Annotated in this window: 18 protein-coding genes and 2 pseudogenes; 13 read left to right on the forward strand and 7 right to left on the reverse strand. The window is 73.2% G+C overall.

What is annotated here, in order from left to right:
- Nucleotides 1-155 precede the first annotated feature (155 nt).
- The 5 genes from ACEXOX_RS03620 to ACEXOX_RS03640 all read right to left on the reverse strand — a co-directional run bounded on the left by ACEXOX_RS03620 (nt 156) and on the right by ACEXOX_RS03640 (nt 7057).
- Nucleotides 156-881, reverse strand: coding sequence for a dienelactone hydrolase family protein (locus ACEXOX_RS03620; RefSeq protein WP_406519061.1), 726 nt, complete (start codon nt 879-881; stop codon nt 156-158).
- Between the two features lie 73 nt (nt 882-954).
- Nucleotides 955-2367 carry an MATE family efflux transporter gene (locus ACEXOX_RS03625; RefSeq protein ID WP_406526213.1) on the reverse strand — a complete coding sequence of 471 codons (1413 nt, stop codon included), beginning with the start codon at nt 2365-2367 and terminating at the stop codon, nt 955-957.
- 8 nt (nt 2368-2375) lie between these two features.
- The gene (locus ACEXOX_RS03630; protein ID WP_406519062.1) at nt 2376-3404 is read right to left on the reverse strand and encodes a cysteine synthase family protein; all 1029 of its coding nucleotides are present in this window, start codon (nt 3402-3404) and stop codon (nt 2376-2378) included.
- Nucleotides 3405-3473: 69 nt separating this feature from the next.
- Nucleotides 3474-4850 (reverse strand): Y4yA family PLP-dependent enzyme, encoded by a 1377-nt coding sequence (locus ACEXOX_RS03635; protein WP_406519064.1) that lies wholly within the window; start codon nt 4848-4850, stop codon nt 3474-3476.
- On the reverse strand, nt 4847-7057 hold the full coding sequence (locus tag ACEXOX_RS03640; protein ID WP_406519065.1) for a hypothetical protein: 2211 nt from the start codon (nt 7055-7057) through the stop codon (nt 4847-4849). The genes ACEXOX_RS03635 and ACEXOX_RS03640 overlap by 4 nt, the downstream gene beginning before the upstream one ends.
- Before the next feature lie 332 nt (nt 7058-7389).
- Between ACEXOX_RS03640 and ACEXOX_RS03645 the strand changes: the two genes are divergently transcribed.
- The 8 genes and pseudogenes from ACEXOX_RS03645 to ACEXOX_RS03680 all read left to right on the forward strand — a co-directional run bounded on the left by ACEXOX_RS03645 (nt 7390) and on the right by ACEXOX_RS03680 (nt 16596).
- Nucleotides 7390-8928 (forward strand): ABC transporter substrate-binding protein, encoded by a 1539-nt coding sequence (locus ACEXOX_RS03645; protein WP_406526214.1) that lies wholly within the window; start codon nt 7390-7392, stop codon nt 8926-8928.
- 116 nt (nt 8929-9044) lie between these two features.
- A complete protein-coding gene (locus ACEXOX_RS03650; RefSeq protein WP_406526215.1) occupies nt 9045-9935 on the forward strand; it encodes an ABC transporter permease in 891 nt (296 codons plus the stop codon).
- Nucleotides 9932-10789: an ABC transporter permease gene (locus ACEXOX_RS03655; protein ID WP_406519066.1), complete on the forward strand. Its 858-nt coding sequence runs from the start codon at nt 9932-9934 to the stop codon at nt 10787-10789. Before ACEXOX_RS03650 ends, ACEXOX_RS03655 begins: the two co-directional genes overlap by 4 nt.
- A 46-nt stretch (nt 10790-10835) precedes the next feature.
- Nucleotides 10836-12386: an ABC transporter ATP-binding protein gene (locus ACEXOX_RS03660; RefSeq protein WP_406519067.1), complete on the forward strand. Its 1551-nt coding sequence runs from the start codon at nt 10836-10838 to the stop codon at nt 12384-12386.
- Nucleotides 12387-12560: 174 nt separating this feature from the next.
- Nucleotides 12561-13007, forward strand: coding sequence for a cyclic nucleotide-binding domain-containing protein (locus ACEXOX_RS03665; RefSeq protein WP_406519068.1), 447 nt, complete (start codon nt 12561-12563; stop codon nt 13005-13007).
- A 178-nt stretch (nt 13008-13185) separates the two neighbouring features.
- A pseudogene (locus ACEXOX_RS03670) lies at nt 13186-13859 on the forward strand (CBS domain-containing protein).
- Between the two features lie 232 nt (nt 13860-14091).
- Nucleotides 14092-14787 (forward strand): DUF305 domain-containing protein, encoded by a 696-nt coding sequence (locus tag ACEXOX_RS03675; protein ID WP_406519069.1) that lies wholly within the window; start codon nt 14092-14094, stop codon nt 14785-14787.
- A 250-nt stretch (nt 14788-15037) separates the two neighbouring features.
- Nucleotides 15038-16596: pseudogene (locus ACEXOX_RS03680) on the forward strand (AMP-binding protein).
- 88 nt (nt 16597-16684) lie between these two features.
- Here ACEXOX_RS03680 and ACEXOX_RS03685 read toward each other — a convergent pair.
- Nucleotides 16685-17497, reverse strand: coding sequence for an alpha/beta fold hydrolase (locus ACEXOX_RS03685; RefSeq protein WP_406519070.1), 813 nt, complete (start codon nt 17495-17497; stop codon nt 16685-16687).
- A gap of 240 nt (nt 17498-17737) precedes the next feature.
- On the opposite strand from ACEXOX_RS03685, the gene ACEXOX_RS03690 reads away from it, so the two are divergent.
- The 4 genes from ACEXOX_RS03690 to ACEXOX_RS03705 all read left to right on the forward strand — a co-directional run bounded on the left by ACEXOX_RS03690 (nt 17738) and on the right by ACEXOX_RS03705 (nt 22125).
- Nucleotides 17738-18814, forward strand: coding sequence for a glutamate--cysteine ligase (locus ACEXOX_RS03690; protein ID WP_406519071.1), 1077 nt, complete (start codon nt 17738-17740; stop codon nt 18812-18814).
- 292 nt (nt 18815-19106) lie between these two features.
- Nucleotides 19107-20147, forward strand: coding sequence for a thiopeptide-type bacteriocin biosynthesis protein (locus ACEXOX_RS03695; protein ID WP_406519072.1), 1041 nt, complete (start codon nt 19107-19109; stop codon nt 20145-20147).
- A complete protein-coding gene (locus tag ACEXOX_RS03700) occupies nt 20144-21364 on the forward strand; it encodes a thiopeptide maturation pyridine synthase (RefSeq protein ID WP_406519073.1) in 1221 nt (406 codons plus the stop codon). The genes ACEXOX_RS03695 and ACEXOX_RS03700 overlap by 4 nt, the downstream gene beginning before the upstream one ends.
- A 308-nt stretch (nt 21365-21672) precedes the next feature.
- Nucleotides 21673-22125 carry a peptidoglycan-binding protein gene (locus tag ACEXOX_RS03705; protein ID WP_406519074.1) on the forward strand — a complete coding sequence of 151 codons (453 nt, stop codon included), beginning with the start codon at nt 21673-21675 and terminating at the stop codon, nt 22123-22125.
- 181 nt (nt 22126-22306) lie between these two features.
- On the opposite strand, the gene ACEXOX_RS03710 is transcribed toward ACEXOX_RS03705, so the two are convergent.
- Nucleotides 22307-23266: a D-2-hydroxyacid dehydrogenase family protein gene (locus ACEXOX_RS03710; RefSeq protein ID WP_406519075.1), complete on the reverse strand. Its 960-nt coding sequence runs from the start codon at nt 23264-23266 to the stop codon at nt 22307-22309.
- 242 nt (nt 23267-23508) lie between these two features.
- On the opposite strand from ACEXOX_RS03710, the gene ACEXOX_RS03715 reads away from it, so the two are divergent.
- Complete coding sequence (locus tag ACEXOX_RS03715) at nt 23509-24132, forward strand: RraA family protein (protein WP_406519076.1); 624 nt, start codon at nt 23509-23511, stop codon at nt 24130-24132.
- Nucleotides 24133-24602 lie beyond the last annotated feature (470 nt).

Consider the following 24602-nt stretch of genomic DNA (forward strand, 5'->3'; position numbering starts at 1 on the left):
GAGCATGGTCGGCCGGCACACCGGTCGGGGGCTCCGCCGGGGTTCGCGGGAAGATCGCCGGGCGGGTGCCGGAGGTGGTTACGGTGCGCCGTTGCCGTTCGCACGATGTTCGGACGCGAGGGGCGCCCGACCCCGCTGGGGGCGGCGTTCCCGGATCAATCCGTGACGGGCAGGCACTCGGCGAGCAGGGCGATGATGTCACGCCAGGCTCGCTGTGCGTGCCGTGGGTGGTGGCCGACGCCGGGACGCACGGTGTGGTCGACCGGTGGGTGGTGGAAGGCGTGCAGGGCTCCCCCGTAGACCACGAGGCGCCGGTCGACGCCCGCGGCCTCCATCTCCGCGGTGAACGCCTCCCGTTGGGCGGGCGGCATGATCGGGTCCTCCGACCCGACCCCGGCCCACACCGGGCAGCGAATGCGTGCCGCCTCGCCCGGCCGGCCCGTGGTGAGGGCGTTGACTGTCCCGATCGCGCGCAGGTTCGCGCCGTCGCGCCCGAGTTCCAGTGCGACAGCGCCCCCGGTGCCGTAGCCGACGGCGGCGATCCGGTCGGGGTCGGTCCGTGGTTCGGCGCGCAACACGTCGAGCGCGGCATGGCCGATGCCCCGCATCCGGTCGGGGTCGGCGAGCAGCGGCATGCAACGGGCCAGCATCTCCTCGGGGGCGCCCAGGTAGCGCCCGCCGTGGAGGTCGAAGGCCAGCGCAACGTAACCCAGCTCGGCCAGAGCGTCGGCCCGGCGGCACTCGACGTCGCTGAGCCCCGTGCCCTCGGGTCCGAGCAGTACCGCGGGCCGGCGCTCGGCACCGGCCGGGAGCGCGAGGTAGCCGGTCATCGTCAGGTTGTCGGCCGGGTATTCGACCGTACGGGTGGTGATCGTCGTCATGGGACCGGACGGTAAGGACTGTCGCGCCCGCTCGGGGTGGTGTTCACCGATGGCAGACAGCCGTCCGTCCCGACTACGACACCCGACCGCTGTACCGATGTTCCCCGAGGCCCGCCTTGGCGCGCACACTCGTGCCGTAGCGGCGCAGAAGCAGGACGGCGGTGGTGGCGAGACCGGTGAGGAGGCCGAGCCAGATGCCGAGGGTGTGCAGACCTGCGGCGAAAGCCAGGAGCCAGGCCGCGGGCAGGCCCACGGCCCAGTAGCCGATGAGGGTGATGCGGAAGCCACTCCTGGTGTCGTCCAGCCCGCGCAGGAGACCGACGCCGATGTTCTGGGCGCAGTCGAAGAATTGCAGGACCATGACGACGAGCAGCAGGTGGGTGGCGATCGAGACGGCTTCGGTGTCCCGGGCGCCGTCGGTGTCGAAGAACGGGGCGAGGACGAGTCCGGGCAGCGTGGCGTAGACGGCCGCGACGACGGTCATGACGGCGCCCGCGCAGGCCAGTGCGGTGTTCTTGATGCGCAGCGCGGTGTCGGTACGGCCGAGGGCGAGTTCGCGGCTGACGTTGACGGACGCGGCGTGGGAGAGGCCGACGGCGACCTGGAAGACGATGTAGACGAGCTGGTTGACGGCGGTGTGCGCGGCCAGCGCGGCGCTGCCGAAGGAGCCGGCCATCAGGGCCGTGACGGAGAAGAACCCGGCTTCCGACCCGTAGGCCGCGGCGATCGGCACACCGAGCCGGACGATGCGGACGGCCGCGGCGCGGTCCGCCCTGGCGATGTTCAGGCTCAGATGGGGGCCGAGCACCGGGTCGCGCTTCGCGGCGGCGTACAGCGCCAGGAAGGAGAGGAAGTACACCAGCGTGGTGGCCACGCCCACACCGCGCAGGCCCAGCTCGGGCAGCCCCCAGGTGCCGTGGATCAGCCCCCAGTTGAGCGCGGCGTTGACGGCGACGGAGACGACGGTGATGCGCAGCAGCGCCTGCGGCCGCCGCATGCCCACGGTGAACTGGCGGACGGCCTGGAACCACAGGCACGGCAACAGGCCCGGCGCGAGGACGAGCAGCATCGTCCGCGCCCGGCCGACGACGTCCGCCTCCTGGCCGAGCCAGGTCAGCGCCTGGCCGATGAGCAGCATGAGGACGGCGCCCGCCAGCCCGGCGAGGGTCGCCACGGCCAGCCCGGCGCGGACGGTCGTACGGACCTCTTCGCTGCCCTCGCGCGCGTCGGCGCCCGTCCCCTCCGCCCGTGCGGACGCGGCGGCCGTGCGGTTGCCGATGGAGGTGACGAGTCCGACGCCCATGGTGCGCAGCTGGTTGAAGATGACGATGGCGAGCCCGCCCGCCGCCAGGTCGGCCGTGCCGAGCATCCCCATCATCACGGTGTCGGTGGTCGTCAGGGCGACCTGGGCGAGCTGGGTCAGGACGAGGGGTACGGCGAGGGCGGCCAGGGCGCGGCTGTCGCGGAGGAGCACGGCGGGCGGCATGGCGTGGCTCACCTCCTGCGGAGCTTGGTAAGCGTCTCGTCGATCTCCCGTTCCAGGCCACGGTCGACGAGGTCGCGGGCGTGCATCCAGTCGTCGTCGAAGACGGTGTCCAGGTACTTCTCACCGCCGTCGTTGACCAGCGCGACCATAGTGGAACCCGGGGCCAGGGCAGGGAGCCTGGCCAGGGCCTCGTGGACGACGCCGCCCGCCGAGCCGCCGATGAGGAGCCCGGTGGCGCGGGCGACGGCGCGGGCGGTGGCGAAGGCTTCCACGTCGCCGACCTTCACGCCCTCGCCGATCAGGTCGAAGTCGACCAGCGCGCCGATCTCGGCGCCTTCGGGCGTGCCGGTGCCGGACTGGTAGTAGTCGTGGGCCGGGCCGCCGAAGGCGATGGAGCCCTTGGGCTCGACGCCGACCGTCGTACAGCCGGGGACGAGGGCGCGCAGTGCGCGGGCGGTGCCGCAGAGCCCGCCGCCGGTGCCCACCGCGCCGATCAGGACGTCGATCCTCCCGTCCAGGGCTTGGTGCAGCTCATGGGCGACGGGGAAGTAACCGACGCCGTTGCTGGGGTTGTTGTGCTGTTCGGTGAAGACGGTGTTGCACTGGTCGCGGGCCAGCTCCGCGGCCAGTTCCTCGCGGGCGGCGGTGGCCAGCTCGTCGGTGCCACCGTCGGCGGCGTAGACGAGTTCGGCGCCCAGGGCCCGCATGGCGCGCAGTTTGTCGGCGCAGGCGTGGTGGTCGACGACGGCGGTGAAGGTGTAGCCGCGCTCGGCGGCGATGACCGCGAGGCCGAGGCCGGTGTTGCCGGAGGTGGATTCGATGATGCGGCCTCCGGGCCGCAGTTCGCCGCGCGCCTCGGCGTCGAGGACCATCTGGCGGGCCATCCGGATCTTGGCGGTGCCGGTCGGGTTGAACATCTCCAGTTTGAGCAGCAGGCGGCTGCCCGACTCGGTACGGCACAGCTCGTACAGCGGGGTGCGGCCGATGAGATCGGAGATGCGGGAGACCACGGCGGGGCGCACGAGGGCCTCTTTCACTGGGCGGCTCCTGAGCGGGGAAGGGCTGGTCATGAAGGGGTGGCGCGACGACGGGCCGGGGCGCGTTCCTCAGCGGGCAGGACGCCGGTCGAGACGCCAGCGCGGTCGGGCGCCCAGGCGGTCCACGACGACCTTGGGCGGCAGCGGCGAGTCGTGGAACGGGGACTCGTTCGAATCCATCTGGTATCCGGCGGTGTTCGGGTAGACCAGCAGGTCGCCGACGCGCGGCCGGGCGGGGAACGGGACCTTGCGCCAGGTGAGCAGGTCCGACTCCAGGCAGGTGGCGCCGCCGACGCACGCGGGGTGCGCCGCGTCACCGCGGGCCCGTCCGTCCGGCGTGACGAGGTACGGGTCGGGCAGGTACTCGCTGTTGAACCACTGCTCGGAGAGGCTGAGGCTGGTGCCGTCGACCGTGAGGACGCGGTAGCCGTCGCGTTCCTTGACGCCCTGGACGCGGAAGACCGACGCGCCGGCGCCGTCGAGCAGGGCCCGGCCGGGCTCCGCCATCAGCAGTGTGCCGGTCTGCTGGAGCCGGTCGGCCAGGCGGGTACGGCCGCCTGCGGGGACGGTGTCGAGGACGGCGCGCAGGGCGTCGGCCCCGGCGACCGGCGAGTGGTACGGATAGAAGCCGTCGGCCTCGAACGTCTTGTGCGCGTGGTAGTGCTCGGGGCGCTGCGCGGCGAGGAACGCCTGCCAGTGGCGGGCGTCGCTGTAGTCGACGGCGAAGCCGCCGCCGATGCTGATCCGGTCGGCCCGCAGGCCCAGTTCCCGCGCACGCAGGCAGTGGTCGAGGAGTTGCCCGGCGAGGTCGGCGCGCGGCCGGACGGCGTAGCCGGACAGGTGGAAGCTGAAACCTTCCATCCGTACGGCGTCCCCGGCGCGTACGCACCGGTCGAGTGCGGTGTCCAGCTCGGCGGCCGTCATCCCGAAGCGGCTGTGCGGCTGCGCGGGCGGCAGGCGGCGCAGCAGCAGGCGGGCGGGGCGTACGGTGCCGGTCAGGGCGAGTGTGATGAGCAGGTCCAGTTCGTCGAGCGCGTCGACGGCGACCAGGCAGCCCTGGAGTGCGGCCAGGCGCAGCAGGGTGTCGCTCTTGGCCGGTCCGGTGACGACGATGTTCTCGCCGCGTACGCCGTGGCCGAGGGCTTCGCGCAGTTCCGGGACGCTCGCCACGTCCACGCCCGCCCCGTGGACGGCGCAGCGTTCCGCCCACACGGCGGCCTTGTTGGCCTTCTTCGCGTAGTACACGCGCCCTGCCACCCCGGCGTCGACGAGGGCGGCGCGGAAGGCGGTGAGGTGGGCGTCGAAGCGGTCCGGGAGCAGGAAGTGGAAGGGGCCGTCGAAGGCGTAGGACAGTTCGTGCAGCAGGCCGCTGTCCATGATCCGGTCGGTGCCGGGGTCGGGGTGGGCGGGCAGCGTCGGTACGCCGGCGGGCCGCGGTACGGTCACTGCCACAGCGCCACCCGCGTCCCCAGCCCCTGGTCGAGGGCGAGTTGGGCGAAGCGGTGGCCGAGGGCGATGTCGGTGACGACCAGTCCGCTGTTGTAGGCGAAGACGCGTTCCCGCGCCGTGCCGCGGCCGGTGGCGGTACCGGCCAGGACGGCCGGGAACTCGGCGTCCACGGCGGGGAACCGGCCGGCCGCGTCGGCCATGTCGGTGCCGGTGACCTTCATCTGCGCCTCGCTGGTCGCCACGACCCGGTCGGCGCGGTGCAGGGTGGACGGCGCCAGGCCGTGCCCGACGAGGACGGACAGCGCGCCGGGCCGGAGCCAGCCGGCTTCGACGGCCGCCGTGGTGTGGCCGCCCGCGGTCGCCACGACGACGTCGGCGTCGGCCGCCGCGGCCCGCAGTCCGGTGACGAGCTCCACGTCCCGGTCCGGGAAGTGGGCGCGCAGCTCTTCGCGTACCGCCGCGATGCCGTCGGGGTGGCTGCCGTACAGCATCAGGCGCTCCAGGCCCGGCAGCGTCGTCAGCAGGAACGGGAGGGCCAGGCGTCCTTGCGTGCCGGTGCCGATGACCAGGGCGCTGCGGGCGCCGGGCGGGGCGCATTCACGAGCCAGCAGGGCGGAGGCGGCCGGGGTGCGCAGCGAGCCGATGCGGCCGCAGTCCATCATCGCGACGGGCAGGCCGGTGACGTCGTCGTAGAGCGTCAGCGTCGTGTAGTAGTGCTGGCTCCCGCGGTCCTTGTCCAGGCCGTGCTTGTACGAGGTCTTGACGGCGACGACGTCGCGGGAACCGTCCCGGCCGAGCATCGCGTAGGCGACGGAGTGCCCGTCGGCGGGCTGGACGGTGAGTTTGCGCGGGTTGTCGGAGCCGCCCGCGGCGAGGGTGCGGTAGGCCCCTTCGACGGTGGCCACGACGTCGGCGTGGGTGATGCCGAGGCCGGCCAGGTCGCTGGTGGTCAGGATGCGCAGGGTGCGGTGGTCGGCGGGTATGGAGCGAGGATCGGCGGACGGGAAGCCTGGGCCGGCGGGTATGGAGCGGGAGCCGGCGGACGGAGAGTCTGGGCCGGCGGGTATGGAGCGGGGGTCGCCGGACAAGGGGCCTGGGCCGGTGGGTACGGAGCGGGGGCCGGCGGATGTGGAGCGGGGGCCGGCGGCCGCGGTGCTGTCGGTCATGTCCGTCCTCGGGGAGCTGCGGGCTGTCATCCGATGTGGACTGTCATCCGGTGTGGGCTTCGACGGCGGCCTGACCGTAACCGCGCTCCGACGCCTCGGCCAGGGGGCGTGTACGGCGCGCGGGGACACGGACGGAGGCACGCTTGAGCCAGCGGTCGGTGCCGTCGTAACGGGCCCGGAAGGGCACCCGGCCATGTACGACCAGGTCGTTGTCCACGACGAGCACCTCGCCCGGTTCCAGGCGCACGGCGCCCGAGACGCGGGCGAGTTCGCGCTCCAGGCGTCCGTAGGCGGCCCGTTGGGCGTGGGGCGCGTCGTCCAGGGGGTGTAGGCGGGGTCGAAGCGCAGGGTCAGGCCGTCGTCCGTCCGGTGGAGGGTGGGGACCGCGGGCGGCGGGCCGCCGTCGAAGTTCCGGGCCTCGGTGTACGCGTCGTCGGGCAGGATCGGCAGCAGCGGGCGGCTCAGCAGCTCGATGTCGGCCGCGTCGAGCCGTACGTTGCGGATGCTGGCTGCCGTAGTGGCGATGCGGTCGCGGTTGCGCATGCAGCTGAGCATGAGCAGGTGGGCGCGGCCGGGGTGGAAGGCGTCCTCGGTGTGCGGGCTGAGCAGCACGGTGCTGCCGGCGCCGGTCTGCTCGGTCTCGCGGCCCGGGGCGGGGACGATGTTGTGCACGAAGCGGCCGCCCTGCTGGCCCTCCCAGGCGATGGGGTTGCCCATGACGGTGGCGAGCAGCAGCAGGACGATGTCGTGCACGGCGCCGCTGTCACCGGCGGCGGCCCAGCCCGCCGGGGTGGGGCCGAGTTCGGGGTCGTCGACGTGCAGGCCGCGCAGCACGAACAGGCCGTCGTCGGTGTCGACCGGCCGCAGTTGGTGACGGACCGTGGCGGGCAGGGCGGCGGCGGACTCGGCGACACGGGCGAGGAGGTACGGGGAGGCGGCGGAGGTACCGGCCGCGGCGAGGATCTCCTCGGCGGTGCGGCGCAGTTCCTCGGCGTCGGCGGGGTCGAGCTGGCGGACGGGGGCGGCTCCCGTGGTCATGTCGAGGCAGTCCGTTTCCGTTGAGGGTGGGAATCGGGTCCGGTGCGACGCCGCCCGGGCAGGGCGCGGCGCGCTCGACGGGCCGGGCAGGGGGCCGCCATGACTGGCGCTCCGTGTCCGGGGTCCAGCGGACAGTAACGACGCTACCGACCCAACTTAGGTAAGGCAAACCTCACTTCATTTGTCGCGCCCGTCCGCCTTCCAGTAACTCCCGCCCATTAACGCCCAGTTGACGACGACCAATAGGCGCACTCGGCGGCGAGCGCCCTTGCGCACTCGGATCACATTAGGGTAGGCAAACCTAAGTGACCGAACGAACAGAGCGAGGCGGCGTGGACTTCAGCAGAAGGCAACTGCTCGCGGCCGGCGGGGGCTTGGGCGCGGCCGCGCTGCTCTCGGCGTGCGGCGGTGACGGCACGGCACCCGCCGCCGGCGGCTCCCCGCGGCAGGGCGGCACCCTGCGCATCGGCGCCCTGGGCCGCCCCTCGGCGATCACGCGCGACCCGCACGGCACCCAGGGCAACGAGAGCGACTACCTCGTCATCGCCCTCGTGTACGACACGCTGACCGCGCCGGGCGACAAGGACAACACCGTCGGCCGCCTCGCCTCCGCCTTCACCCCCTCGAAGGACCTGAAGACCTGGCGCTTCACCCTCGCCGAGGGCGCCGCCTTCCACGACGGGACCCCCGTCACCGCCGACGACGTGGTCTGGTCGCTGCGCCGCCTGCGCGCCACCCCGTCCGGGGCGGCCCGGCTGCCCGGCGTCACGGCCGGCCGCATCACCGCCGACGGCAAGCGCACCGTCGTCCTCGTCTCCGACTACCCCAACGCCGAACTCCCCCTGCTCACCAGGCTCACGACGTTCGTCCTCAAGAAGGACACCGCCGACCGGGACCTGCCCAAGGCCCCGGGAACAGGACCCTTCACGCTGGACTGGTACCGCGACGGCAACGCCCGGCTGCTGCGCAACGCGGACTGGCACGGCGGCGCGGTCCACCTCGACGCCGTCGAGGTCACCATGTTCCAGAGCCCGCAGGCGATGGCCAACGCGATGCTGTCCGGGCAGATCGACGTGGCGTCCAACGTCGGCGCCGTCGCCGCCCGTACGGCCAAGGCCCGCCAGGACATCCGGATCGTCCGGCGCCCGGACGACATGGCCATGCCCATCGTGATGCGTACCTCCAGCGGCCCGTTCGCCGACCCGAAGGTACGCGAGGCGATGAAGCTGCTGGTGGACCGCGAGGCGATGGTCGCCCAGGTACTGTCCGGGTACGGGACGGTCGCCAACGACGTCCTCGGCACCGGCGACCCCGCGTACGCCACGGACCTCCCGCAGCGCACACGAGACCTGCCGGGGGCCCGACGGCTGCTGACCGAGGCCGGCTTCGACTTCTCCCGTACGTACCGGCTCGTGACCACCGAGGACGTCGCCGGACTCGCCGAGTCGGCCACCCTCTTCGCCTCCCAGGCGCGCGAGGCGGGCGTCAGGATCGAGGTCGTCAAGCAGGAGTCCGGCGCCTTCTACCAGCAGACCTGGCTCAAGGGCGACTTCTACGCCAACTACTGGGGCACCAACGACTCGGTGGTGTTCTTCGCCTCCAAGACCCTGACCACCGGGGCCGGCCAGAACGAGGCGGACTGGTCCGACGCGGCGTTCGACACCGCCTACCGCAAGGTCATGGCCACCGCCGACCGCACGGCCCGCACCGCCGCCCTGCGCGACCTCCAGCGCATCGAGCACGAGCGGTCCGGCTATCTGCTGTGGGGCATGGCGGACGGTATCGACCTGGCCGCGCCGAAGGTGCGCGGCCTGCCGAAGCTGCCCGGTTACGGGCGCGTCCAGCTCGAAAACGTCTGGCTCGCCCCGTGACGGAGACCGGCACCCGGCCCGCCGAGGCGGCCGCCCGGCCCGTGCCGGAGCCCGCGGCGCGGCGTGCGGGTGCTCTGGCCGCGCGAGTGGCGGCCGTCCTGGGCAAGCGCGTGCTGATGCTGGTGGTGCTGCTCGCGCTGGTCTTCACCGCGATCGAACTGCTGCCGGGCGACGCGGCCACGGCCACGGCGGAGCGGGGCGAAGGGGCTGCGGGCGTCGCCGTGCGCCGTCGGCTGCTCGGCCTGGACCGGCCGGTGTGGGAGCGCTTCTGGGACTGGATCACCGCGCTGCCCACCGGCGACCTGGGCACCTCGGCCCGCGGCGAACGGGTCGGCGACCTGCTCGCGGCGCCGCTGCCCAACACCGTCCTGCTGGGCAGCACCGCCTTCGTGCTGACCGTCCTCGGCGCGCTGACCCTGGGCACCTGGGCCGCCGCGCGCCCGAAGGGCCTGGTGGACCGGACCGTGGACCTCGCCTCCACCGCCGCCTTCGCGCTGCCCGAATTCGTGGTCGCCGTCGGCCTGTTGCTCGTCCTGTCGCTCTGGACGGGGTGGCTGCCCGCCGCCACCGTCACCGGCGCCGACGGCGCCCCGGCCGGCTGGACCATGCTGGTGATGCCGGTGCTGGCGCTGACCGTGCCGCAGACCGGCTGGAACACCCGTATCGTCCGCGGTGCCCTCGCCGACCAGGCCGCCACCCCGCACGTCGAAGCGGCCCGCCTGGACGGGCTGTCCACCCGGCAGGTGCTCCTCCGGCACGCTCTGCCGGGCGCCTGGCCCGCCATCGCCACCGGCGTCGCCACGTCCACCGGCATGCTGCTCGGCGGCACGGTCGTCGTCGAGACGCTCTTCAACTACCCCGGCATCGGCACGGTGCTGGCCGGTGCCGTCGCCGACCGCGACACCCCGGTCATCGCGGCCGTCGTCGCCTGCTCGGCCGCGCTGATCACCGTCGTCCTGCTGCTGGCCGACCTGGTACGCGCCCGCACCCTGGGAGCCCGCTCATGACCACCGCCGAGGTGTCCGCGCGGCCCCGCCCGCGCCGGACGAGCCGGCTGGAACCCCGTGTCCTGGCCCCCGTCGTCCCCGCCGTGCTGCTCCTCCTGGTGGCGCTGGCGGGTCCGCTGCTCGCGGCGCACCCGGTCGACAAGCCGGTCACCGCCCCGTACGGGGAGGCGGGCGCGAGCGGCGCGCTGCTGGGCGGGGACCAGCTCGGCCGGGACGTGCTCAGCCGCCTGCTGAACGGCGGCAGCGCGCTGATCGGCAGCGCGCTCGTGGTGGCCGTGGTGGTCACCTTCCTGGCCACCCTGCTCGGCTGTTTCGCCGTCCTCGGCCCGCGGCTGGGGCGGCTGGTCGAACGCGCGGCGGACACCGCGATCCTGCTCCCGCCCGTGCTGGGCATCCTGCTGCTCGCGCTGGCCTGGCCGGGCGGCGGCCGCCTCGCGATCACCGTGGCCGCCGTCCTGCTCGGGGTTCCGTACGCGGTACGGATCGTCGCGGGAGCCGCGGCGCCGGTCGCCGCCACCGGGTTCGTCGAGGCCGCCGTCGCGAGCGGCGAGCGTCCGGGGTACCTGGCGCTGCGGGAGATCCTGCCCAACCTGCGCGCCACCGTCCTCGCGCTGTTCGGTCTGCGCTTCGTCGACGCGGTGTACGTCATCTCCATGGCCGGTTTCCTCCAGCTCGGCCCCCGGCCGCCGGAGGCCGACTGGGCCCTGATGATCCGGGAGAACGGCCCCGGCATCCTCCTCAACCCGTGGGCGGTGGTCGCGCCCGGCCTCGCCATCGGCCTGCTCGCCATCAGCGTCAACCTCGCCGCCAACGCCCTGGCACCCGCCACCGCTCGCAGGGCCGCCCTGCGCTGACCTCCGGCCGCCCCGCGCTCGCGCGCCCGCTCCCCAGGACTCCGCCGTGCCCGACTCCCCGCCGCCCGTCACCGTCACCGGCCTCGAAATCGGCCTCGTCTCCGGACCCGTACTCCTGCGCCGCACCAGCCTCCGCCTGCACGGTGGCCGGATCACCGCCCTCACCGGACCGTCCGGTTCCGGCAAGACGACGCTGCTGCGCGCCGTGATCGGTGAGCTGCCGCAGGGCGCGCGCGTCACGTCCGGCGGCATCGATGTGCTGGGACAGGACGTGATGGCGCTCGCGCCCGGGGCGCTGCGCACCCTGCGCCGCCGACACGTCGCCTACGTGGGCCAGGACCCGGGGTCGGCCCTCAACCCCCGGATGACGGCCCGCCGTCTGATCACCGAACTGGCCGCCGATCCCTCGCCCGAGGCCGTCGAACGGATCATGGCCGAGTGCCGTCTGCCCACTCCGCTCGCCCATCACCGCCCCGGCGCCCTGTCCGGCGGGCAGCAGCGACGGCTCGCCCTGGCCCGCGCCCTGGCCCGGCGGCCCGACGTGCTGCTGCTGGACGAGCCCACCGCCGGACTCGACGCGGACCTGCGCGACGACATCACCGCGCTGCTGCGGCGGCTGGCCGCCGAACACGGTCTCGCCGTCATCATGGCCAGCCACGATCCGCAGGTGGTCGAGGCCTGTGCCGATTCGGTGATCGCCTTGGACGCCGGGGGTGGAGCTGTCGCGTACGGATACGTGGCCACGGCGTTGCCCGCGCAGGGCCGTCCGCCGGGCCGGTCCGCTGCTGCCTCGGCCTCGGCCTCGACCTCCGCGTCTGCTCCTGCTCCTCCTGCGCCAGCTCTGGCTCCGGCTCCTGCTTCGGCCGAGGGAGCCGCCGCCCCCGGCGGCCTGTACGCCGACAACCTGCACGTCGCCTTCACCCACCGCGGCCACACCCACCACGCCCTGGTGGGCGCCGGTCTCCACATCCCCATCGGCTCCGCCACCGGCATCACCGGCCCGTCCGGGTGCGGCAAGACGACCCTCCTGCGGACGCTCGCCGGCCTCCAGGTCCCGCAGACCGGCAGCCTGACCTGGAACGGCCGGCCGCTGCCCGCCGACGCCCGCAAGCGCGGCCGCGACCAGCAACGGCGCATCCAGTTCGTCCCGCAGAACCCTCTGGGAGCCCTCAACCCCTCGCGCACCATAGGCGCCACCCTCGCCCGCCCGCTCCGGCTCCACCGCGTCGTCGCCGCCCCGGACCGGCCCGAACGGGTCGGCAGCCTCCTCGAAGCCGTCGGCCTCCCCCGCGACTTCGCCCGCCGCTACCCCCACGAACTCTCCGGCGGACAGCGCCAACGCGCCTCCATAGCCCGCGCCCTCGCCACCGAACCGGACCTCCTCCTGTGCGACGAGGTCACCTCCGCCCTCGACCCGGCGACCGCCACCGCGGTCCTGGACCTGCTCACCCGCCTGCGCGCCGAACGCCGGCTGACGCTCGTCCTGGTCAGCCACCAACTCGACCTCGTGGCCGCCTGCACCGACACCGTCCACCTCCTGCGGGCCGGACGCGTCGTCCGGCCCGCGGCCCGCCGCGAAGGCGCCGCCTCGGCCTGAAAAAGCCGGTCCGGGAGGGCTGTTCGGCCCGGCGAAGGGGCTGTTCGGCCCGTCCCGGAGCGCCCGCCCACGGCGGATCCTTGGGACATGGGAACCGCCGGTCCCGGAGGGCCCGCCCGGTACGGCCGCGGGCTCCGGTGCCACGCAGGAAGGGGAGGGGGAGCGGTGAGGACGATGAACGCACGGCTCGGTGCACTGCCCGCGGAACACCGTGAGCGGCTGATGGCGCGGGCGCGGGAGGTGTCCTTCCCGGCCGGGACACGGATCTTCGAGGAGGACCGGAAGGCCGACCGCTTCTGGATCCTGCGTACCGGAACGGTCCAGCTCGACCTCCGGGTGCCGGGCCGCCGGGCCGCGGTCGTCGAGACGCTGCACCCGGGCGACCTGCTCGGCTGGTCCTGGCTGTTCCCGCCGTACAGCTGGCACCTGGGCGCGGAGACGCTGAGCCCGGTACGGGCCTGGGAGTTCGACGCGCGGGAGATACGGGCGCTGTGCGAGGAGGACCCCGCGCTCGGGCACGCGCTGGTGCTCCGGTACTCCCAGGTGATCGGGGACCGGCTGCGGTGCGCGCGGACCCGGCTGCTCGACCTCTTCGGTCCGTACGGCAGCGGCGCGCGCTGACCACCTGTGTCCGGGCCCTGGTCGGGCGCCCGGGGCCCGGGCACAGGTTTCGGCCGTCGGGGCCGGCGGATCCTCCTCACGCCGCCGGCCCCGGCTGCGGGCCGGTGGACGGGTGTGTGGTGCATGAGCCCGTGATGCACAACCCTGGGGGCAGGAGCCCGCGCTGAAGGAGTCCGTGATGCAGGAGCCCGTGACGCCAGGGAACAACAGCCCCCGCACCGTCGGCGACGTGATGACCCACACCGTGATCAGTATCGGCCGTGCCGCCCCTTCAAGGAGATCGTCCGCACGATGGAGCAGTGGAAGGTCAGTGCCCTGCCCGTCGTCGAGGGGGAGGGACGGGTGGTCGGTGTGGTGTCCGAGGCCGATCTGCTGCCCAAGGAGGAGTTCCGCGACCACACCCCCTCGCGCATCGAGCAGATGCGCGTCCTGGACGCCCTGATCAAGTCCGGCGGTGTCACCGCCGACGAGCTGATGACGGCGCCCGCCGTCACCGTGCACGCGGACGCCAGCCTCGCGCAGGCGGCCCGCACCATGGCCTGGTACCGGATCAAACGGATGCCGGTGGTGGACGCCCTCGGCAGGCTCGAAGGAGTCGTCAGCCGCAGCGACCTCCTCAAGGTCTTCCTGCGCGAGGACGAGGACATCGCCGAGGAGGTGCGGCGGACGGTCGTCGGCCAGCTCTTCGCCTCCCGGCGGCAGGAGGTGAGTGTCGAGGTGTCCGAGGGCATCGTCACCCTCGCCGGGGCCATCGCCGACACCTCGCTCATACCGGTGGCCGCGCGTCTCGCCCGGGCCGTCGAAGGGGTGGTCGACGTCGACATGCGGCTCAGGGGCGACGGCAGCCCCTGAAACGCGGGAAGGGCGGGCGGCGACGACCGGCCGCCCCTCCTTCTCCTCGACACCGCGCGACGGCCGGCCACAGCCCCGCACCCCGGTCAACCACGCGCCCCCTCACCTCATCACTTCGCGGCGTGCCGCGCCGCCGTGCGCTTCGCATCTCCGCGCGTGTCGGTAATGCGGGCGTAGGCCGACGCGCGCGCGGGGTGTTCTCCGCGCGCAGAGAGATCGAGGTGGGCGAATCATGCATCGACGCGAGCGACTTCCCTGTCGCCGTACCGCACTGGCCGGTGCCCTCGCCGCCGGGGCGCTGGCCCTTGCGGCCTGCGGGAGCGACGACGGCGGCGGGCCGCGGACGGCGAGCGGCTCCGCCGCGGCGTCCCCCAGCGGTTCTCGCACGGACGCCGCGCACAACGACGCGGACGTACGGTTCATGCAGCGGATGATCCCGCACCACCGGCAGGCCGTGGAGATGACGGAACCGGCCGGTGCCCGCGCCTCCGACCAGGAGGTCAAGGGCCTGGCGGCGGCGATCTCGAAGGAGCAGACCGCGGAGATCGCCACCATGCGAGGGTGGCTGCGGTCCTGGGGTGAGCCGGAGGCGGCGGCGACCGGCTCCGGCGATCCGGGGTCGCCCTCCGCCGAGCACAGTCCGCACGGCATGGACCACGGGCAGGTCGGACGGGACGAGTCGGACATGGACGGGATGGTGTCCGACCAGGACATGACCGCCCTGAAGAACGCCGAGGGCGCCGCCTTCGACCGGAAGTTCACCGAGATGATGATCAGCCACCACGAGGGCGCGATCCAGATGGCCCGCACCGAGCGCAAACTGGGCCGGGACACGGGCGCGAAGCAGCTCGCCGACTCCGTCGTACGGAGCCAGTCGGCGCAGGTGGCCCAGCTCAAGGCGGTCCGCGACCGGCTCTCGTCCCGCTGACCCGCCCCGCCACGGCACCGGCACACGGCCCGGGCCTCCCCCGCCGTCCCACCGAGGGGAGACCGCCCGGGCCGTGTGGCGTGCGTCACGCCGCACCGCGTCCCAGACCCTCCATGCATGAGCGAGCACGCCACGCCAGACACTTTTCAGACATCACACGCTGTTCATCGGCAGGACACCTTCATACGGCAACCGGTTGTTAGCTTACCGAGAAGTAGTAATCGCCTACATCAGTAGGGAGACATACTTCATGACCGCCGAATTCGTTGCCGCAGAGGTGAATTCCCCGACGAACGACTTCCGCTCCTACGTCGAATCCCTCCTCGCCGTCCTGGCGGAAACTCCGGACCGCCCCGTCGTCACCACGGCGGACGGCCGGGAGGTCACCGCCGGGGAATTCCGCGACAGCGTGTACCGCATGGCGCGGGAACTGTCCGGCTGGGGCATCGGGCGCGGCAGCACCGTGTCACTGCTCTCCGGGAACCGGCCGGAGGCCCTCACCGCGCGGTACGCCGCCAATCTGCTCGGCGCCCGGGCCGTCTTCCTGTACCAGGGCATGGCCCCCGAGACGCTCGCCCACATCGCGGAGAGCGTCGACACCGAGCTGCTGCTGATCGACCCGGACCTGCCGGACGCCGCCGAGAGCCTGCTGGCCCGCACCCGCCCCCGTACGTCCTCTCCTTCGGCCCCGGCCCGCACGGCCAGGACCTGCTCGCGCGTGCCGCACGGCACGAACCCCGTCCCGTACGGAGTGCGGCGCGTCCCGAGGACGACTGGTGCATACGCCACACCGGCGGCACCACCGGCGTCCCCAAGGGCGTGCGCATGGCGCACGGTCCCTACCGGGACATGCTCGCCTTCGGCTCCCTCGGCGCGGGCGAACCGCCCCGCTTCCTGGCCTGCACCACCCTCGCGCACGTGGCCGGCAACATCGCCGACGCCACCTTCCTGGCCGGCGGCTCCGTGGTGCTCCAGCACGCCTTCGACCCCGGCGAGGTGCTCGCCGCCGTCGAGCGTGAGCGCATCACCCACCTGTGGCTGCTGCCCCCGCTGATCTACCGCCTGCTCGACCACCCCGGCCTGGCCGGCACCGACCTGTCCAGCATCCAGCGGATCACCTACGGCGGCTGCGCCGCCTCACCGACACGGCTGCGGCAGGCGCACGAGACCTTCGGCGCGGTCCTGTTCGGCGGCTACGGCCAGTCCGAGGCGGGCCACATCACCGTCATCGGCCCGGACGAGCACCGGAACATGTCCCCGCAGGGGCAGGCTACGGTGGGCCGGGTGATCCCGGGCGTCGAGGTCGTCATCCACGACGAGCGGGGCGCGCCCGTCCCCGTCGGGTCGGTGGGCGAGATCCGGGTCCGTTCCGGCCAGGCCATGACCGGCTACTGGAAGCAGCCCGGCCTCACCGCCGAGGTGCTGCGGGACGGGTGGGTGCACACCGGAGACCTGGGCTACCTCGACCACCAGGGTTATCTGTACCTCGTCGACCGGCTCAAGGACATGATCATCGTGGTGGGCGGCCATGTCTACACCAGCGAGCTGGAGGACCTGCTGCTCACCCACCCGGCCGTCGCCCACTGCGCGGCGTTCGGCGTGCGCCGCGCGGACGCCGGCGAGGAGGTGCACGTCGCGGTCGTCCCCGCGCCGGAACACCCGCTGGACCTGGACCGGCTGCGGGACTTCGTCACCCGCCACAAGGGCGCGATGTACTCGCCCACCGGGCTGCACCTGGTCGCCGAGATCCCGCTGACGCCGGTCGGCAAGCCCGACAAGAAGCGCATCCGGGCCGTACTCGGCGCGTGAACGGGCCGAGTACGGGCCCGCACCGGTCCCGGCCGCCGCCGATCGGAAGGCCGGGACCGGATGTTCCCACTATTTTGCTGACGTCCCCTCAGCGGTCCTGTTCCGCGAAGAAATCAATGATCGCGGAATTCACCGGACCGGGCTTCTCCAGATAGCCGAAATGGCCGCACCCGGATATCTCGGTGTACCGGCAGCCGGGAATGCACGCGGCCACTTCCTCGGCCAGCCGCGGCCTGACGACCCGGTCGTCCGCGAATCCGACGACCAGACACGGACACCGGATGTGCCGGTAAGCGGCCCGCCGGTCCTCGATCACCTGAAGTGCGAGCTGCCCGCGCATTCCGGCGAAACTCGCCGTCGCCGTCATCTCGAACACGTCCAGCCAGCCGCGCAGCCGGTCCGGATCGCCGAGCGTCTCCCCCGACAGGTACTGCAACGCCTGGACGTACGCCGCGTACCGGGGCGGGAGCGCGACCCCGCTGTCGCACAGGTCGATCTCGGCCGCCGCCATGGCCCGCACCAGCGTGTCCGCCCGGCCGATGGTCGCCATCAGCACGGCCCTGCGGACCAGCTCCGGCCGGGCCACGAGCAGTTCCTGCACGACGACCGAGCCCAGCGAGAAGCCCACCACACGGCAGGGTCCGGGGCTGACGTGGGTGAGGAGACCGGCGAGGTCGGCCGCCATGTCGTCGAGGGTGAAGGGCTGTTCGGCCGCGCCGTCCCGCGCGAGGCCCCGGTGGTCGAACGTGATCACCCGGTACCCGGCCGCGGTCAGGGCGGGCACCTGGTGCGCACGCCACACCCGTCCCGGCGCGCCGGTCCCGGTGACCATCACGACCGGCTCCCCGGCGCCGTACTCCTCGTAGTCGAGACTGATCCCGTTGGTCCGCACCACCGGCATGGGCCCGCCCCCTTCGTCCGCCGCATCACGTGCCCCTCCATCAGAGCAGGTACGGCCCGGCTTGTACGGATGTCCGACCGACCGCGCACCGGCCCGTGGGCGCGGCCCGCCCGCGCCCGCCCTCATCGCGCCACTCCGTGGCCGCCCGACCCCTTGTGCCGTGCCGCGCGAGCGTTTCCCATGTCAGCAGACACCAAAAAGCCGTCCTGCTGACCGTCGCCGGTCGAGAGAGGCTGTCGTATGCGGAGTGTGGGTGTGGAAGAAGAGCTTCTCCTGGTGGACCCGCACTCAGGAAAGCCACGAGCGGCCTCCGGGACCGTACTGGCCTCGACCCCGGACGATTCCACCCTCGACAAGGAACTGCAGCGCGAGCAGCTGGAGATCGCGACCCGCCCCCGGCTGCTGATGGAGGACCTGGCCGCGGAGGTCGCCCACTGGCGCGGCGAGGCGGCGCGCCAGGCCCGCCGGGCCGGTACGGAACTGGCGGCCCTGGCCACCTCGCCGCTGCCCGTCATACCGTCGCTCAACTTCGACGAGCGTTACCAGCGGCTGGCGGAGGAGTTCGGCCGCACCGCGCAGGAACAGCTCGCCTGCGGCTGCCACATCCATGTGTCCGTCGAGTCGGACGACGAGGGCGTGGCCGTACTGGACCGCATCCGCCCGTGGCTGCCGACGCTGCTCGCCCTGAGTGCCAACTCGCCCTTCTGGCAGGGCCAGGACACCCGGTACAGCAGCTACCGGAGCCGGGTGTGGGGCCGCTGGCCGTCGTCCGGGCCGGTGGAGCCGTTCGGCTGCGCGGAGAACTACCACCGGCGGGTGCAGGAGATGCTGGCGACCGCGACCCTGCTGGACGAGGGCATGATCTACTTCGACGCCCGGCTGTCGCGGCACTACCCCACCGTCGAGATCAGGGTGGCCGACGTCTGTCTCCAGTCCGACGACACGGTGCTGATCGCCGCCCTCACCCGCGGGCTGGTGGAGACCGCGGCCCGCGCGTGGCGCGCGGGCGAGCCGCCGGACCCGGCCGGGATCGGCCTGTTGCGGCTGGCGACCTGGCGGGCCGGCCGGTCCGGGCTGTCCGGCCGCCTCATCCATCCGCTCACCTGGACCCCGGCCCCCGCCGAGGAGGTGGTGTGCGCCCTGCTCGACCACGTCGGCGAGGCGCTGGAGGACGACGGTGACCTGGGGCTCGCCAAGGAGGGCCTGGACACCCTGATGGGCCGCGGCAACGGGGCGCGCATCCAGCGGGAGTGGCTGCGCCGTACGGGCAGCCTGCGGGCGGTCGTCGAGGAGTGTGTGCGGCGTACGACGCTGTGACGGCCGCGTGGCCGCGTATCGAGGCCGCGTATCGAGGCCCCGGCCTGCGGTCGGGCTTCGGGGTCGGTCGGGCTTCGGTCGGGCTTGGAGGCACCGCGGTGGCCTGTGGCGCCTCTTCGATGGTCTGTGGTGCCTCGGCGGTGGTCTGTGGTGCCTCGGCGGTGCCCTTCGGTCCGTTCTTCGGTCACCCCGTGGTCGTACCGTGAAGACCGCCGCCCGGCCGCCGCCCGACAATCGGGACGGCCGGTTCCTGCCCCGCCGGAGCCGGCAACCGACGATCGACGGAGGCGAGATGCTGACCGGTAGCGACCGGCTGGACCCCGGTACCTCGGAGGGCGCGGACTGGGTGGGCGCGCACATCTTCTACGACACCGGCCAGGACGCGCTGCTGACCGAGGTCGTCCGCCCGCTGGTCGCACGGCTGACGGCCGGCGGTCTCGTGCAGCGGTGGTTCTTCCTGCGGTACTGGGAGGGCGGCCCGCACGTCCGGCTGCGCTTCCTCCCGGCCCGTACCGCCGACCGTGCCGAGATCGAGCGGCTGACCGGGCAGCACGTCCGCGCGTTCCTGGAGACCAGCCCGTCCCCTGACGTCGTGGACCGTACGCGCTTCGCCCAGGTCTCCGAGGGGCTGGCCAGTCTGGAGGGCCGGTCCGGCCAGGATCAGCACGAGGAGGTGCGGCCCAACAACTCCCTGGAGTTCCGGCCGTACGAGCGGGAGAACTCCGACTTCGGGTACCGCACCGCCATCGCCGCCGTGGAGCGGCACTTCCACGAGTCCAGCGAGCTGGCACTGTCCGTCGTCGGCACCGGCGCGACCGTCGAACAGCGCGCGATGCTGGCGTTCGACCTGGTCGTCGGGGTGTTCGCGCTTCTCGACGAGGTCCGCGACCGGTGGTCGCGCAACGGGGGCCCGCCCCTGCCCTTCGGCAGCGGCCCCGAGGCCGAGGACGTCGAGCCGCGGTACCGCGCCCAGCAGGCGCAGCTCCAGGAGCGGGCCCGGCGCGTATGGCGGCTGGCGACCGCGCCCGAGGAGGCGCTCACCGGCGCGGGCGCGGACCCCCGCGCGCACTGGATGGCGTCCCTGCGCCGGCTGCGGGACGCGCTCCACGAGCTGGAGGTCGCGGGCAGCTTCACCAACGAGTGGACGGACTCACCGCTCGTCGGTCCGCTCGAACTGGCAAAGACCGCGCATCCCGCCACGAGCCTGGTGCTGCTGCGCAGCGGTCACCTGGTCAACAACCGGCTGGGGCTGTCCCTGTGGCAGGAGAGCCAGGTGCGGTTCCTCGTCGGCCGGGTCCTCGCCGAACTGCCCGAGGCGTTGACCGTCTCATGAGCGGGGCGTCCGCCGAGTGGCACAGCATCCACGTCCACCACCACGACGAGAGCACCGAGACCGCGCTCGTACTGGACGCCGTACGCCCGGCGTTCGAAGCCGTCCGGGCGTCGGTCGAGGGCGCCTGGTTCGGCCGGCACTGGCTGCGCGGCCCGCACCTGCGCCTGAACTTCCGCACCACGCCCGAGGCATGGGCATCGGAAGTACGGCCGCGGGTCGTCGCCGCACTGGAGACGTACGTCCGCGACCACCCCTCCACGGCCCGGCTGGACGAGGCCGCGCTCGCGCCGGTGCACGAGCGGCTGGCGGAACTGGAGATGGAGGCCGGCCCCCGGCACCCCTGGGTGCCGGACAACACCGTGCTCGAACAGCCCTACGACCACCGGCTGCCGGTGCTGGGGTCGATGCGGGGCAGCGAGGTGCTGGCCGCCTTCCTGAGCGACACGAACGACCTGGCGTTCGCGATGTACGAGCACCTGCGGGACGGTGGCGCCCTGCCCGTACTGACGCTGGACCTGATGTGGACCACCGCTTCGGTGGCTGCCGTCCCGTTCGACGAGGGCGGCGCGCCGATCGCCCGCGGCTTCCTGTCCCTGCGGTCGCACGCCGACGCGTTCCTGTCCCGGACCCACGACCCGGCCGGCTACCGGGCCGCTTTCGACGAGCGGTACCGGCGGCAGGCCGACGCGCTGACCACCCGGCTGCGTACGGTGGAGTCCGTCCTGTCCGCGGAGCCCGGCTCCCCCGCGGCCGCGGGCGCGGGCGCCACCGTGTCGTTCGTACGGGAATGGGCCGAGGCCGTACGCCGGTGCCAGCGTGTCGCGTACCCGCTGCTGGAGTCCGGCGAGCTGACGCTCAGCGGCGCCGGCCTGGCTCCCCGGCTGCCGACCCGGCAGCTCAGCGACTTCCACCGGCTCCTGCAGACCGACCACGGCCACGACGGCTTCCTCCGCGACGACCACTGGTTCGCCTCCTTCCGGCTGGTGGTCAACTACCTCTACGTCCACCTCAACCGCCTCGGGCTGAAACCCGTGGACCGCGGTCTGCTGTGCCACCTGGCGGCGAACACGGTAGAAACGGTGCACGGCGTCACCGCGGAGGACGCCTTCCGCCGTCATGTCGTCTCCTCCTCCCCCACCGCGGCCGCCCCCGAGTGGTCCCGGCTGAGCAAGGAGTGGGCAGAGGGGCGGGCCGAGGGCGCGAGCACCGTGGAGTGACGTCCCGTTCCGGGGGACGCCCCGTTCCGGATGGGCAGTACCGCGGGGGTTGTACATCCGCCGCCGTTACCGCGGTCGGTGGAGTGCGGATGTCGGCTTCTGGTTGCGCCGGTCTCAACTCGTGGGCTGACGCCGGGCGCCGCTCCGGCGGATAGCTTCTTCCCGTACCGCGCCGAGGCGGACGGGGAGCACCACCACCAAGGCCGCCGCCGCGCCGTACGGCCATGAGGGGGAGCGCCGAGGCGTCCGACGACGTACGCGTCGGGCGGGTCAGGCGGTGCCCCCGGGACTCGAAGGGGGAAAAAGGAATGCGACCCAATGCTGTGACGAGGACCCTCGTCAGTGTCACCGCCGCCGTGGGGATCTTCGCCGGCGGCTTGGCGGGGGCGGGCGCGAGCTTCGCCGCTTCCGCGCCGGCCGCACAGCCCGCGGTGACGGCCGAGGCCGTCACGCCGCTCGCGGTGAACAACCTCGGACTGAGCGCCGCGCAGGCCAAGAAGGTCCAGGGCTGGCTGAAGAAGCACTGGCAGTACAAGGGCAAGATCGACGGGGCGCTGGGCACCGAGAGCTGGCAGGCGTTCCAGCGCTGCCTGAAGAAGCACTGGAAGTACAAGGGCAAGATCGACGGGAAGCCCGGCGTCAATACGGTGAAGGCGCTGCAACGTCTGCTGAAGGACAGCTGGGGTTACACCGGCAAGATCGACGGGGACCCCGGGACGAAGACCAAGGCCGCGTTCAAGCGGTTCGCCAACGCCCTCTAGAGCCCCGGCTCCGGAGGTGGACTGACGCCGTCGGGCGGCGCGCCGGCCAGGTGCGCCGCCCGATCGGGCGTGCGGGGCCGGTGGCCTCTGGTCCAGGGCGCCGCCGGTCCAGTCGGGCCGCCGGTCCAAGGGGGCCGCCGGTCCAGTCGGGCCGCCGGTCCAGGAAGCCGCCGGTCCGCCGTCAGCCGAGCAGCCGGACCGGTGAGCCCGCCAGGTACGCCTGGATGTCCTCGATCGCCTGGCCGTAGTACGTACGGTAGTTGTCCCAGGTCACGTAGCCGAGGTGGGGCGTGGCCAGCAGCCGGGGCGCGGTGCGTACCGGGTGGTCGGCGGGCAGCGGTTCGGTGTCGAAGACGTCGATGCCCGCGCCGGCGAACCGGCCCGCGTGCAGCGCGGCGAGCAGGGCGTCCTGGTCGACGATGGCCGCTCGGGACGTGTTCACCAGGTACGCGGTCGGCTTGAGCAGCGCCAGCTCGGGAGCGCCGAGCAGACCCCGGGTACGGTCGCCCAGCGCCAGGTGGACCGAGACGAAGTCGCTGGTGGCGAGGAGTTCCTCCTTGCTCGCCGCGCGGCCGACGCCGACCTCGGCGGTCCGCTCCTCGGTGAGGTTCTGGCTCCAGGCCACCACGTCCATGCCGAAGGCCGTACCGACCTGGGCCACCCGGCTGCCGATCTTGCCCAGTCCGAGCAGCCCGAGTCGCCGGCCGTGCAGGTCGGTACCGACCGTGGACTGCCACGGGCCGCCCTGGCGCAGCGCGGCGCTCTCGGCCGCCACACCGCGGGCGAGGCCCAGGAGCAGCGCCCAGGTCAGCTCGACGGGCGGGGTGGAGGCGCTCTGGGTGCCGCACACGGTCACCCCGTGCTCCGCCGCCGCGGCGAAGTCGATCACGGAGTTGCGCAGGCCGGAGGCGACCAGGAGCCGGAGCCGGGGCAGGCGGGCGAACAGGGGGGCCGGGAAGGGGACCCGTTCGCGCAGGGTGACGACGATGTCGAAACCGGCCAGCTCCGCGACCAGTTCGTCCTCGGTGGCGAAGTGCCGGGTGAAGGAGACGACCTCCACGCGGTCCTGGACGGGGGTCCAGTCGGCGGCCGTCGTGGCGATGTTCTGGAAGTCGTCGAGCACGGCACAGCGCAGGGGCATGGCAGTCGTCTCCGTAGGTGCGGTACGTGGTGGCGCACCCCGGGGAGCACGCGGCAGGATGATCACATTACGGCGGGCGGAAGCGCATGTGAACGGCGGTCGTTCGGGCCGGCGGACGCGGGAGCCGAGGCGGTCCCGTACGGCTCCGGTGGCCTGTCGGCCCGGCGCGGTCCGCCCTCCGTGTGTGGTGGGGCCCGGCCGGATCCGACGCCGCTGGGCTCCGGAACCGAGAGAAGGAGTGCATGAACGGCATCTCAGGTTTCAGCGACGTCCCTTCGACCACCCTTGCCGACCTCTTGGGGCGCGGGCAGGTCATGGACGCCGGTATCCGCCCGCTGTGGAACCCGGTTCCACGGATCGCCGGACCGGCGTTCACCGTACGGTGCCCTCCGGGTGACAACCTCACGCTGCACGCGGCCGTCCACCGTGCTGAGCCGGGCTCGGTCATCGTCGTCGAGTCGGGCGACATGGACTACGCGCTGGCGGGAGGCAACGTGTGCGCGGTGGCCCAGCGCCGCGGTGTCGCGGCGATCGTGGCCGACGGACTGATCCGTGACCTCGCCGAGGTACGGGAGGCGGGCTTCCCCGTGTACGCGCGCGGCGTCATCCCCGTTCCGGGCGCCAAGGCGGCCGTCGCGCCGCTCAACGGCCCGGTGAGCTGCGGCGGCGTGACCGTACGGCCCGGCGACATCGTGGTGGCCGACGAGGAGGGCGTCGTGGTCACTCCCGCGGACCGCCGGGACGAGGTGCTCCTCGGCGCGGGGAAGAAGCTGGCCAAGGAGGCCGCCGAGACCCTCGACGCCTGGGAAGCGGCCCACCGGGACCGTATCGACAAAATCCTGCGAGAGCAGGGCTTCACGGGCTGAGCGACCCTTGCCGGGCGCCGGCCCACCGTGTCGGCGCCCCCACCCTGTGCTGCTGTCGCCCCCCCCCGCCACGCCTTCTTCCCATCCGGGACCGCTCGCAAACCCCTCGTCCGGGTCATACCTCCCCCGCCGCAGGGCGCATCGCGGTACGGGCGGTGGTACACCGCTCACGACACGGCTCATCTTTGCTGACCGGAACGTTCCACATCATCCGCAAGAGTGAACAGCGGCAGCGGATTGCTGGGTAACTGCCTAATGCACCCGCTTTTTCCGGGTGACATGGAAGGCACACCGAGACGGGCGTCCGGCCCCGGCGCGGTCCGGCCACGAGGCCGGCCGGTCCATCGCCGGCGGGACCGTCCGGACGCGGCTCGCGCGGTGCCGCACCGCTGCCTCCGTCTCCTCTCCCACCGCCTTCAGCCGACCCGGGCCACCCGATTCCGCCCGGAACCGCGCGCCCCGGCCGTCCG

The organism is Streptomyces sp. Ac-502 (assembly GCF_045222935.1).
Lineage (GTDB): Bacteria > Actinomycetota > Actinomycetes > Streptomycetales > Streptomycetaceae > Streptomyces > Streptomyces monomycini.

Excerpts from the sequence above, each read along its gene's own strand:
- ACEXOX_RS03710 (WP_406519075.1), bottom strand. The coding sequence starts at position 23,266 with ATGCCCCTGCGCTGTGCCGTGCTCGACGACTTCCAGAACATCGCCACG.
- ACEXOX_RS03705 (WP_406519074.1), top strand. The coding sequence starts at position 21,673 with ATGCGACCCAATGCTGTGACGAGGACCCTCGTCAGTGTCACCGCCGCC.
- ACEXOX_RS03640 (WP_406519065.1), bottom strand. The coding sequence starts at position 7,057 with ATGACCACGGGAGCCGCCCCCGTCCGCCAGCTCGACCCCGCCGACGCC.
- ACEXOX_RS03700 (WP_406519073.1), top strand. The coding sequence starts at position 20,144 with ATGAGCGGGGCGTCCGCCGAGTGGCACAGCATCCACGTCCACCACCAC.
- ACEXOX_RS03655 (WP_406519066.1), top strand. The coding sequence starts at position 9,932 with ATGACCACCGCCGAGGTGTCCGCGCGGCCCCGCCCGCGCCGGACGAGC.
- ACEXOX_RS03665 (WP_406519068.1), top strand. The coding sequence starts at position 12,561 with ATGAACGCACGGCTCGGTGCACTGCCCGCGGAACACCGTGAGCGGCTG.
- ACEXOX_RS03695 (WP_406519072.1), top strand. The coding sequence starts at position 19,107 with ATGCTGACCGGTAGCGACCGGCTGGACCCCGGTACCTCGGAGGGCGCG.
- ACEXOX_RS03715 (WP_406519076.1), top strand. The coding sequence starts at position 23,509 with ATGAACGGCATCTCAGGTTTCAGCGACGTCCCTTCGACCACCCTTGCC.
- ACEXOX_RS03620 (WP_406519061.1), bottom strand. The coding sequence starts at position 881 with ATGACGACGATCACCACCCGTACGGTCGAATACCCGGCCGACAACCTG.
- ACEXOX_RS03685 (WP_406519070.1), bottom strand. The coding sequence starts at position 17,497 with ATGCCGGTGGTGCGGACCAACGGGATCAGTCTCGACTACGAGGAGTAC.
- ACEXOX_RS03675 (WP_406519069.1), top strand. The coding sequence starts at position 14,092 with ATGCATCGACGCGAGCGACTTCCCTGTCGCCGTACCGCACTGGCCGGT.
- ACEXOX_RS03690 (WP_406519071.1), top strand. The coding sequence starts at position 17,738 with ATGCGGAGTGTGGGTGTGGAAGAAGAGCTTCTCCTGGTGGACCCGCAC.
- ACEXOX_RS03625 (WP_406526213.1), bottom strand. The coding sequence starts at position 2,367 with ATGCCGCCCGCCGTGCTCCTCCGCGACAGCCGCGCCCTGGCCGCCCTC.
- ACEXOX_RS03650 (WP_406526215.1), top strand. The coding sequence starts at position 9,045 with ATGCTGGTGGTGCTGCTCGCGCTGGTCTTCACCGCGATCGAACTGCTG.